This is a genomic window from Mesorhizobium sp. M1A.F.Ca.IN.022.07.1.1, assembly GCF_003997575.1.
Classification (GTDB): domain Bacteria; phylum Pseudomonadota; class Alphaproteobacteria; order Rhizobiales; family Rhizobiaceae; genus Mesorhizobium.
In genome coordinates this window covers 1-11,213 of the sequence record NZ_RZST01000194.1, presented here as the reverse complement: position 1 = coordinate 11,213, position 11,213 = coordinate 1, and the positions used below count along the sequence as shown (strand labels likewise).

The window sequence follows — 11,213 nt, the reverse complement described above, 5'->3', positions numbered from 1 at the left end:
GGATGAGTTCGAGGAGGCTGTCCGGGCATTGGCAGCCGGGCACGGCGCCGACGTCTCCGTCGTCAAGGGTGACGATCTCCTGGCGCGGAATTTTCCGATGATCCATGCCGTCGGCCGCGCCTCGGCCGGCGCGCCGAGGCTGATTGACATGACCTGGGGCCCGAGCGACGCGCCGAAGGTGACGCTGGTCGGCAAGGGCGTCTGCTTCGACACCGGCGGCCTCGACATCAAGCCGTCGTCGGGCATGCTGCTGATGAAGAAGGACATGGGCGGCGCCGCCAACGTGCTGGGTCTCGCCTCGATGATCATGGCGGCGAAACGGAATGTGCGGCTGCGCGTGCTGATCCCTGCGGTCGAGAATTCGATCGCCGGCAATGCCTTCCGGCCTGGCGACGTGCTGAGGAGTCGCAAGGGCATAACGGTGGAGATCGGCAACACCGATGCTGAAGGCCGGCTAGTGCTGGCCGACGCTCTGGCGCTTGCCGACGAGGAAAGGCCGGCCCTGCTGTTCGACATGGCGACCTTGACCGGAGCGGCCCGTGTTGCGCTCGGCCCCGATCTGCCGCCCTTCTACACCGGCGACGAGGCACTGGCGTCCGACCTGGCTGCGGCTTCGGTTGCTGTCGAGGATCCGCTGTGGCGCATGCCGCTGTGGCGTCCCTATGACGCGAAGCTTTCCTCGAAGATCGCCGACGTCAACAATGTCACGACGGACGGCTTCGCCGGATCGATCACGGCGGCGCTCTTCCTCAAGCGCTTTGTCGAGAAGACCCCCGGCTGGGCGCATCTCGACATCTTCGCCTGGAACCCGAGTGATCGCCCATACGGCTTGACCGGGGGTGAAGCGCAAGGCATTCGCGCGCTGGAACGAGTGATCTCGAAGCGCTTCGGGTGAGTGTGACGAGAAAACTGGCAAAGCCGTCGCGGACTGAAACGGAAGCGAAACAATTTCCCGTCATGCTTGGCAAATGTCGATCTCGATGCGCCCGAGCCAGGCCTTGCGACTGTGGCAGCAGGTATTGCTGTCGCAGGTGCGCGACGACGCGCCCGACCTCACCATGCGCCAGACCGCGATCCTGCTCACCATCTACCTCGATCCGCCGCCGCATACGGTGCGCGGGCTGGCCGCGAGGCTCAACGTCACCAAGCCGGTCATTACCCGCGCGCTCGACACGATGGGCGTGCTGAAGCTGGTCTCGCGCCACCGCGACGAGCTCGACAAGCGCAACGTGCTGATCCGGCGCACGGTGGAGGGCGCGCTCTTTGTCGAGCGCTTCGGTGATGGTATCGTCGCAAAGGCGCATGAGCTGCCCATCTGACCGACAACTCGTCTGTCTGACCGATAAACCCATTTGACTGGACTACCGATTTGACCGCCAGGGATGCCCGCCTTCACGCCTTTCGTTCCGATCTCGCCGATGCCAGGCTGAAGGGGGAAGTCGCCGCCGATCGCTTTGTCGCCGGCCGCCCGGCGCGGATCACCACCGCCGTCGCCGACCTGCGCAAGGCGCCGCGCCCCGATGCCGGCATCAACACGCAGGCGCTGTTCGGCGACGACGTGCTGGTCTTCGAGGTTGCGGAAGGCTGGGCCTGGGTGCAGGCCGAGCGCGACGGCTATGTCGGCTATGCCGCCGACAATGTGCTCGGCGCACGTGGGCATGCGCCCACCCACATCGTCTCCGTGCCGCGCACCTTCCTCTATCCCGGACCGGACCTGCGCTTCCCGATCGGCGGGCAACTGTCGATGGGCTCCGCGGTGACGGTGACGGGTTCCGCCGAAACGCGCGGCACGCACTACGCACTGTTGCCATCGGGCCAGGCAGTCATTGCCCGCCATCTGCGGCCGCTCGCCGAGGTGGCAGCCGACTTTGTGACGGTCGCCGAAAGCTTCCTCGGCACGCCATACCTCTGGGGCGGCGTCTCCGGCTTCGGCATCGACTGCTCCGGCCTCGTGCAACTGTCGATGCGCATGACCGGCAAGGATGTGCTGCGCGACTCCGACATGCAGGCGGCATCGATCGGGACGCGGCTCGAGCCGGGCCCTGAGTATTCCGGGCTGCAGCGCGGCGACCTCGTCTTCTGGAAGGGCCACGTCGCGATCATGACCGACGCGAAGGACATGATCCACGCCAATGGCCACACGATGCTGGTCTCGCGCGAAGGGCTGAAGGATGCCGTCGAGCGGATCGGCTATCTCTATGGCGGCCCGACCGGGTTCCGCAGGCCTTAGCGCCGCCCTAACCTCTCCCCATGGGAGAGAAGTCGGATTGCCCCGATTTGCTCTTCGCAAGTCGGTTGGCAATCTGGATGAGGGGTAAGTAGCGCCAAGCTGGATCACCCTCATTAGTCTCGACGCTGCGCGCCGGGCCACCTTCTCCCACACGGGGAGAGCGGAAGAATGATCCCCTTTTGTTCCGATTTTCCTTGGCGATCGCTTGCCAGCGCGCTACCTCTTTGCGCGTGACAGAGCAGCCGCGCCTCGCCGAACAGAATGTCGCCGTCCTTCTCCCCGAGCCGTTCGTAAAATGGTTCGCTGCAAAAGGCTGGTCGCCGCGCGCCCACCAGCTCGAACTGCTGGCGAAGGCTCAAGCCGGCCAATCGGCGCTGCTGATCGCGCCGACCGGCGCCGGCAAGACGCTGGCCGGATTCCTGCCCTCGCTTACCGAGCTCGCCAGACGTCCGCGCCGCAAGCCCGGTGGGGCGCATCGTGGCATCCACACGCTCTACATCTCGCCGCTCAAGGCGCTGGCCGTCGACATCGAGCGCAATCTCGGCAAGCCGGTCGAGGAGATCGGACTGCCGGTGACCATCGAGACCCGTACCGGCGACACGCCCTCGCACAAGCGCCAGCGGCAACAGCTCGCACCGCCCGACATCCTGCTCACCACGCCCGAACAGCTCGCTCTTCTGATTGCCTCCGCCGCCGCCAGGCGCTTCTTCGAGGATTTGCGTTATGTCGTCCTCGACGAATTGCATTCGCTCGTCACCTCGAAGCGCGGGCATCTTTTGGCGCTAGGCCTGGCGCGGCTGCGCACCTTCGTCCCTGAGCTGCAGACCATCGGCCTGTCGGCTACGGTCGCCGAGCCGGATGAGCTGCGGCGCTGGCTGGTCAGCCAGGCTTCCCCTGAGGCCATGTCCGAGTTAATCGTCGTGACAGGCGGCGCCAAGCCCGACATCTCCATTCTCGATTCCGAAGAGCGGGTGCCATGGGCTGGCCATTCCGCCCGCTACGCCACTCCGGAGATCTATCGCGAGGTCAAGCGGCACAAGACGACGCTGCTCTTTGTCAACACGCGCAGCCAGGCCGAGCTGCTGTTTCAGGAGCTGTGGCGCGTCAACGACGACACGTTGCCGATCGCCTTGCATCACGGCTCGCTCGACGTCGCCCAGCGGCGGCGGGTCGAGAAGGCGATGGGTGAAAATGCCTTGCGCGCTATCGTCGCCACCTCGACATTGGACCTGGGCATCGACTGGGGCGATGTCGATCTGGTCGTGCATGTCGGCGCGCCGAAGGGGGCAAGCCGCCTGGCACAGCGCATCGGCCGCGCCAACCACCGCATGGATGAGCCATCGAAGGCGATCCTGATCCCGGCCAACCGGTTTGAGGTGCTTGAATGCCGTGCCGCGCTCGACGCCAACTATCTCGGCGCGCAGGACACGCCGCCTTTGGTCAATGGCGGGCTCGACGTGCTGGCGCAGCATGTGCTCGGCTGCGCCTGCGGTGCCCCGTTCCACGCCGACGCGCTGTTTGACGAGGTGAGATCGGCTGCGCCCTATGTCAGCCTAGACCGCCCGACATTCGACCGGGTCATCGACTTCGTCGCCACCGGCGGATACGCGCTGAGAAACTACGAGCGCTACGCCCGTATCCGCCGAACCAAGGAAGGCTTGTGGCGAGTATCCAATCCCCGCGTGGCGCAACAGTACCGGCTGAATGTCGGGACCATCATCGAAGTGCCGGCCCTCAACGTTCGTTACGTCCAGGCTGGAAGCAAGGGCGCGGCCTCGCGCGGCGGCAGAGTCTTGGGAAAGATCGAGGAAGCGTTTCTCGAGACCTTGACCTATGGCGACACTTTCATGTTCGCCGGAAGGGTTCTGCGCTTCGAGGGTATCCGCGACAATGAGTGCTTCGTGTCGAATGCTCCCGGAAGCGAAGCAAAGGTGCCCTACTATGGCGGCGGCAAATTCCCGCTTTCGACCTATCTCGCCGAGCAGGTGCGCGCCATGCTCGACGATCCGCAGCGCTGGAAGAAGCTGCCCGAGCAGGTGGCCGATTGGCTGCGGTTTCAGGCGGATAAATCCGTCCTGCCGAAACGCGACGATCTGCTGATCGAGACCTTTCCACGCGGAAACCGGCACTATCTCGTAGCCTATCCGTTCGAAGGCAGGCTCGCGCATCAGACGCTGGGCATGCTGCTGACGCGCCGCCTGGATCGAGCGGGCGCCAAACCGGTCGGCTTCGTTGCCACCGACTATGCGTTGGCTATTTGGTCGCTGGCCGACATGGGCTGGATGTTCAAAAACAAAAAACCATCGCTGGCTGCGCTCTTCGATCAGGACATGCTCGGTGACGATCTCGAGGCATGGTTTGCCGACAGCTGGCTGCTCAAGCGCACCTTCCGCAACTGCGCGCTGATTTCCGGACTGATCGAGAAACGTCATCCCGGCAAGGAGAAAAGCGGCCGCCAGGTCACCGTCTCGACAGACCTGATTTATGATGTGCTGCGCAGCCACGAGCCCGACCACATCCTGCTCCAGGCGACGCGTGCCGATGCAGCGACCGGATTGCTCGATGTCAGCAGACTTGCCGAGATGCTCTCGCGCATCCGCGGTCGAATCGTGCATAAGGACCTGGAACAGATATCGCCGCTAGCCGTGCCGATCATGCTCGAAATCGGCAAGATGCCGGTGCATGGCGAGGCGGATGAAACGCTGTTGATGGATGCCGCCACCCTCGTTGAAGAGGCCATGGGGCCGGAGATGGCCGACTGAGAGAAGACAAGAGGGGATGAATTTTTCGCTGTCGCGCGCTACGCTGGTCGCCGAGGCCGACTTCGTCGGCATCGCCGGCGAACGCGCGGTTTGCGACCGGCGCGGCGTGCTCTATTTCCCCGATCTGCGGCTGCTTGCGGTCTCCGACCTGCATCTCGAAAAGGGCTCGTCCTTCGCCAGGCGCGGCGCGCTGATCCCGCCTTATGACACAGGTGCGACCTTGCTGCGGCTGCAGGCTGTGATCGCCGACTACGGTCCGCGGATCGTCGTCAGCCTCGGCGACTCCTTCCACGACGGCGGCGGCGCCGAGCGCATGCATCTAAGCTTCCGCAAGCGGCTGGAGGCGATGATGGCCGGCCGCGACTGGTTCTGGGTTGCCGGCAATCATGATCCGGATGCTCCCGCCGACCTGCCTGGCGAGACGGTGAGGGAACTCGCGATTGGTTCGCTTGTTTTCCGCCATGAGCCATCCAAGCTGCGGGTGGAGGGCGAGATCGCCGGCCATCTGCATCCCTGCGCCCGCATCGTCCAGCGCGGCCGCTCGGTCAGGCGGCGCTGCTTCGCCGGTGACGGTGGCCGCATGATCATGCCGGCCTTCGGCGCCTATACCGGCTCGCTCAACGTGCTCGACCGCGCCTATGCCGGACTGTTCCGCCTGGAAACGCTTGTTGCCTACATGCTGGGTGCGGAGCGCATCTTTGCCATTTCCGGCTCGATGCTGCGGCCGGGCTGAAGCGGCTTCATCTGCCGTAATAGAGCGTGACGGTGTGCTTTGCCTCGGCGAAGAACAGCCAGCGTTCGACCAGCATGCCCGCGAATTGCATAAGCGCTGCAAGCAGTGATGCGGCTGCTGCGAAAGGCCATGGCAGGGCGAAGGCGATCACGAGCAAGATGGCCGGCACGGCGAAGGCCAGCACCTGCGTCATTCGCCTCAGCTTCGCGCTATGTTTGCGCGCAATGCGAAAGCCCATCTCCTTGAGCAGGTAATTTTCTTCGGTGTGCGGCCATTCGATGGACCGCACCGTGCCGCCGGCTAGGCCGGTCGCCGTGTTGGCCGTGGTCGGGATTTCCAGCCTGTCGTTGTAACGCCAGGTCGCAAGCTTCCAGCCCCACCCGGCGAGCGTGGCAAGCAGCGCGCCGGCCAGAACCAAGGTTGATCCGGCCCCGAAGCTTCGCAGCAGGCCGTTGAGCAGCACGCCACCCGTCATTGCCGAGAAGATAAGATAAGCCGGCAAAGTATAGCGGCTGTGCCACTGCGCGATCGGTTTCAGCGAGGCATAGATCATTCCGGTCGTGCAGACTGTCACGACGGCGCCGGCGGCAGCCATCAGGCCAACGATGGCGACCCAACCGCCGCTTTTGCCCATCAGCGCCCAGCCAATGCCGAACAGCCCGGCCGGGATGAAGGTCGCCACCGCGGCGATCCCTTCGCGCGACAGCCAGGAGCTTCGCCATTGCGAGAAGGCGCGCCAGGCGCGTTCAGGTCGGCCGAGATGGCCGGTCGAGGAGAACAGGCCGGCCGCGATCAAGCCAAGCGAAAGCGCCATGCCGAGGAGTCGGAGCCAGAACTCGGGCGCGATCAATCCCAGCCCGCCAAGGACGCCGAGCAGCGCCAGCAGGCCGTAGCCGGCCCCGGTGGCGGTGGTGAAGAAGACGACGGAATAGGCGGGATGCATGGCTGCGCGAATTCAGTTCGAAAGCATGCGGTCGATCCAGCCGAAGAAGCCTCCGTCGGTCCGGATCGGTTCCAGCGCCGGCGCGTCCACCTTCGCCGCGCGCTCGGTGCGGGCACGCGGGGGCAGGTATTTGTTGGTCGGCTTGTAGCCAAGCTCGGGCATCAATTCGACGCCGCCACGCTCTTCTACCAGGTGCGAGATTGCCGAGGCGGGATCGCCCAGATCGCCGAAATGCCGGGCGCTGGTCGGGCAGGCGGCGACACAGGCCGGCACGCGGTCCTCTGTCGCCAGATTGTCGTTGTAGATGCGGTCCACACAAAGCGTGCATTTCTTCATCACGCCGACATCCGTATCGAATTCGCGCGCGCCATAGGGACAGGCCCAGCTGCACAGCTTGCAGCCGATGCACTTGTCCTCGTCGACCAGCACGATGCCGTCGGAGGCGCGCTTGTAGGAGGCGCCGGTCGGACAGACGGTGACGCAGGCTGGCTGCTCGCAATGCAGGCAGGAGCGCGGGAAGTTCACCGTGCGGCCGCCTTGTTCGGTCGTGTGCTCATAGCTATGCACGCGGTTGAACCAGACGCCGTCGACACGCCCGCCATACGGCTCGATGTCGGTCAGCGGCGCCATGTGTCCGCCGGTGTTCCATTCCTTGCAAGCGGTGACGCAGGCCTGGCAGCCGACGCAGGTGTCGAGGTCGATGACGAGGCCGAGCTTCTTCTCGGTTTGGGCGGGAAGGCAGGTCATTCGGCGGCTTCCCTTTTTATGCGGAATCCATCGCCGAAGCGAAGCACATCCGGTGACGGCTCGAAATTTGGCGGCTGCCGCAAGCGCTCGAATTGCGGCTCGGCGAAGCCGGCCTCTTCCGCCGCGCATTTGGCGATACGCACGCGCACGTCGAACCATGCCGCCTGTCCGGTGACGGGGTCGGAGTTCGAATAGCGCTTTTCGTTGACGGTAGCCGCGGTCTGGTCGCCGATGATGTGATTGAGCAAGAAGCCGCGATTGCTCTCTGCGGCGTCGTCCTTCAGCCCCCAGCTGCCGCGCCGCTTGCCGATAGCGTTCCAGGTCCAGACAGTGTCCGGGTTGACGCCGTCGATCAGCTTGATCTGACCCTTCACGCGGCCGTTGATGCTTTCGATCCACACCCAGTCGTCGTCGGCCAGCCCAAGCCTCGCTGCCGTCCGCCGGTGCACGAACAGCCGGTTCTGGCTGGTGATTTGTCTCAGCCACGCATTCTGCGAGCCCCAGGAATGGTACATATGCATCGGCCGCTGCGTCAGCGCATGCAGCGGATATTTCTGGAGATCGACGGCGTCGTCCTCGAAGGACGCGTACCAGAACGGCAGCGGGTCCATATAGGCTTCGATCCGGTCGCGCTCGGCCTCCGGCGGCTGCACCTTGCCATGACCGCGCGCGGCGAGGCGAAAGCGCTGCATCGGCTCCGAATAGAGCTGGAAGATGATCGGATCGGCCTTGGAGATGAATCCCATCTTCACGCCAAAGTCGAGATAGGCGCGGTTGCCCATCTTGTAATAGCGCTGGTCGTCGGCGAACCCGTGGTGCCAGAAACCGCCATTGTCGATGTAGCGCTGCAACTGGTCCGGGTTCACCTCGCCTTTGCCGATCGCGTCGCCGTTCTTACCGCGCCAGCCGGCAAGCGGGCCGATGCCGGGCGTGCGCTCGTGGTTGACGATGTAGTCGGCATAGTCGCGGTATTTCGCCGAACCGTCTTCGTTGGCGAAACCAGGCAGGCCGAGCCGCGCACCGAGCTCGATCAGCACCGACTGGAACGGCCGGACATCCCGGTCCGGCTGCACCACCGGGTGACGGATGGCATCGCCCGGCCCGTCGGCATGGCTGATCGGCCGGTCGAGCAGGCTGATGCAGTCGTGCCGCTCGAGATAGGTCGTGTCGGGCAGCACCAGGTCGGCGAACGGCACCGTCTCGGAATAATAGGCGTCGGAATAAATGATGAAGGGGATCTTGTAGTCGCCTGCCTCGTCCCTGTCGGTGAGCATACGAACCGTCTCGACGGTATTCATCGAGGAGTTCCAGGCCATGTTCGACATGTACATCATCAGCGTGTCGATCGGATAAGGGTCGCCGGCCCAGGCATTGCGGATGACGCTGTGCATCAGGCCGTGGGCGGCCAAGGGCGCTTCCCAGGAATAGGCCTTGTCGATGCGGATCGGTGTGCCGACCTCGTCGACGAGCAGATCGTCGGGCCCTGAGACGAAGCCGAGCGGCATACCCTCCAGCGGCGTCATCGGGCGGACGTTCTTGCCTGCGGGCTTTGGCCCCGGCGGCGCGGAACGCGGATAGGGCGGCTTGAAGCGGAAGCCCCCGGGCACGTCCACCGTGCCGAGCAGAACCTGCAGCAGGTGGATGGCGCGGCAAGTATGAAAGCCGTTGGAATGGGCCGAGATGCCGCGCATGGCATGCATTGAGACCGGCCGGCCCTTCATCGTCTCGTGCCGGCGGCCGGCCCAATCGGTCCAGGCGACCGGCAGCTCGATCGCCTGCTCGAAGGCGATATGCGCCAGCTCCGCCGCGATCCGTCGGATGGTGTCGGCGCCGACCCCGCAGCGCTCCGCTACCGCCTCCGGCGAATGGCTTTCGTCCAGGTATCGGTCGGCGATCAGCTGAAATACCGGCGCGCAGCGGCGGCCATTGACCGTGTAGCTGCCGGTCAGTGCTGGTTTGGCATCCGGATCGGCGGCATTGACGGGCGCCTTCGCCACCCTGTCCCAAGCCAACAGGTTGCCGTGATCATCGCGCATGAACAATCCGTCATCGGCGGAACCGGGCTCCTGTACGACAAGCACCGGCGCGTTGGTGTAGCGCAGCAGATAGTCGAGATCTATGCGGCCGGCCTTGAGCAACTCATGGACGAGCGCCAGCACGAACAGTCCGTCCGTGCCGGGTCGTATGCCGATCCAGTCATCGGCAATCGCGTTGTAGCCGGTGCGGCAAGGGTTGATCGACAGCACCTTGGCGCCGCGCGCCTTGAGCTTGCCGAGGCCGATCTTGATCGGATTGGAATCATGATCCTCGGCGACGCCGAACAGGATGAAGTATTTTGTGTTGTCCCAGTCGGGCTCGCCGAACTCCCAGAACGAGCCGCCGATCGTGTAGAGCCCACCGGCCGCCATGTTGACCGAGCAGAAGCCGCCATGGGCGGCGAAGTTGGGCGTACCGAACTGGCTCGCCCACCAGCCGGTCAGCGACTGCGACTGGTCGCGCCCGGTGAAAAAGGCAAGCTTTCTCGGATCGGTGCGGCGGACCGCCGACAGCCGCTCGGTGGCGATGGTGAGCGCTTCGTCCCATTCGATCTCGCGAAACTCGCCGGAGCCACGAGGCCCTGTGCGCAGCAGCGGCTTCCTCAGCCGCGCCGGGCTGTAATGCTGCATGATGCCGGCGCTGCCCTTGCCGCAGATCACACCCCGGTTCACCGGGTGGTCTTTGTTGCCGTTGATGTAGCGCACCTTGCCGTCCTTGATGTGGACGTCGATGCCGCAGCGGCAGGCGCACATGTAGCAGGTGGTTTTGGCGATGCGGTCGGACACGCTCGGCGAGGTCTCGACGCCGTCGCCTTCGTCAGGCGCCTGGCTGTCGGCCAGCGGCCGCTGCGAGGGCGCGGAGTTTGCGCCGCGTGGTTCAGCTAGGCTCATGATCCGCGAACGCTCTTGCCGCTTGCCATCTTGGCCTTCGTCTTCGGACCGGGCCCGCGCATATAATGCAGCTCAGGATGGTAGCGGTCGCCGGCGAGCTGCCGCTTCAGCTGGCGGCTCCAATGCGCGAAAAGGGATTTGAAGCGCCCGATCATTTCCAACCTTGGCGGCAGAACGGCCTATTTTTTCCAAGCTCGGGTAAAAAGTTAGAACAAAGCGATTGATCTGTCTAACAAGCCGCTCTTGTAATTCCGATCGATTTTCCTTCTTAGTTGGCCATGACCCTCGATCAGCTTCGCATCTTCGTCGCCGTCGCCGAGCATGGCCACATGACCAAGGCGGCCGACCTGCTCGGCATCTCGCAATCGGCCGCCTCTGCCGCCATCCGCGCGCTCGAAAGCCATCATGGCGTGCGGCTGTTCAACCGGGTCGGCCGCAACATCGAGCTCGCGCAGACCGGCCACCGCTTCCTGCCCGAAGCCAAGGCTGTTCTGGAACGGGCAGCGGCTGCCCACGACGTGCTGGAGCATGTTTCCCAGACCATCACCGGCAGCCTGTCGATATCGGCCAGCCAGACCATCGCCAGCTACTGGCTGCCGAGGCGCCTGGCGTCCTTCCACGAGGCCTATCCGGCGGTGCGCCTGAGCGTCACCATCGGCAACACGCGGCAGGTCGAGACCAATGTGCTGGACGGCCGGGCCGATTTCGGGCTGGTCGAGGGCCGCACCGAGTCCGACATATTGCGGCGCGCCACGGTCGATGAGGATCGCCCCATGCTGGTCGTGGCGGGCTCACATCCCGAGCTTCCGACGACGCCGGCTGGAAACCTCGACATCAGGTCGTTGCGCTGGATCATCAGGGAGGGCGGGTA

General features: G+C 64.7%; 10 protein-coding genes. 7 read left to right on the top strand and 3 right to left on the bottom strand.

All coding sequences use genetic code 11. The features are described from left to right. The 5 genes from EOA75_RS20550 to pdeM form a co-directional block, all read left to right on the top strand. Positions 1–895, top strand: an 895-nt coding sequence (locus EOA75_RS20550) for a leucyl aminopeptidase family protein (protein ID WP_164747469.1), incomplete at its 5' end; no start/stop codon positions are given. A gap of 73 nt (positions 896–968) precedes the next feature. Further along, positions 969–1,319 (top strand): MarR family winged helix-turn-helix transcriptional regulator, encoded by a 351-nt coding sequence (locus tag EOA75_RS20545; RefSeq protein ID WP_127325019.1) that lies wholly within the window; start codon positions 969–971, stop codon positions 1,317–1,319. A gap of 50 nt (positions 1,320–1,369) precedes the next feature. Next, a complete protein-coding gene (locus tag EOA75_RS20540) occupies positions 1,370–2,230 on the top strand; it encodes an NlpC/P60 family protein (protein ID WP_127325018.1) in 861 nt (286 codons plus the stop codon). Positions 2,231–2,460: 230 nt separating this feature from the next. Then, on the top strand, positions 2,461–4,992 hold the full coding sequence (locus tag EOA75_RS20535) for a ligase-associated DNA damage response DEXH box helicase (protein ID WP_127325021.1): 2,532 nt from the start codon (positions 2,461–2,463) through the stop codon (positions 4,990–4,992). A gap of 16 nt (positions 4,993–5,008) precedes the next feature. Continuing rightward, entirely contained in the window at positions 5,009–5,725 is a 717-nt protein-coding gene (gene pdeM, locus EOA75_RS20530; RefSeq protein ID WP_127325017.1) for a ligase-associated DNA damage response endonuclease PdeM, read from the top strand. Between the two features lie 7 nt (positions 5,726–5,732). Here the strand turns inward: pdeM and EOA75_RS20525 are convergent, their stop codons facing one another. Genes EOA75_RS20525 through EOA75_RS20515 form a run of 3 tightly spaced genes read right to left on the bottom strand, consistent with a single transcriptional unit; the run spans position 5,733 to position 10,342 of the window. Further along, on the bottom strand, positions 5,733–6,668 hold the full coding sequence (locus tag EOA75_RS20525) for a DmsC/YnfH family molybdoenzyme membrane anchor subunit (protein WP_127325016.1): 936 nt from the start codon (positions 6,666–6,668) through the stop codon (positions 5,733–5,735). A 12-nt stretch (positions 6,669–6,680) separates the two neighbouring features. Continuing rightward, positions 6,681–7,415, bottom strand: coding sequence for a 4Fe-4S dicluster domain-containing protein (locus tag EOA75_RS20520; protein ID WP_095824207.1), 735 nt, complete (start codon positions 7,413–7,415; stop codon positions 6,681–6,683). Further along, positions 7,412–10,342 carry a molybdopterin oxidoreductase family protein gene (locus EOA75_RS20515; protein ID WP_127325015.1) on the bottom strand — a complete coding sequence of 977 codons (2,931 nt, stop codon included), beginning with the start codon at positions 10,340–10,342 and terminating at the stop codon, positions 7,412–7,414. Before EOA75_RS20515 ends, EOA75_RS20520 begins: the two co-directional genes overlap by 4 nt. Before the next feature lie 77 nt (positions 10,343–10,419). On the opposite strand from EOA75_RS20515, the gene EOA75_RS34135 reads away from it, so the two are divergent. Further along, positions 10,420–10,566, top strand: coding sequence for a hypothetical protein (locus tag EOA75_RS34135; RefSeq protein ID WP_164747468.1), 147 nt, complete (start codon positions 10,420–10,422; stop codon positions 10,564–10,566). Positions 10,567–10,620: 54 nt separating this feature from the next. Next, positions 10,621–11,213 (top strand): LysR family transcriptional regulator (locus tag EOA75_RS20510; protein ID WP_127325020.1); only part of this gene is annotated, 593 nt, incomplete at its 3' end.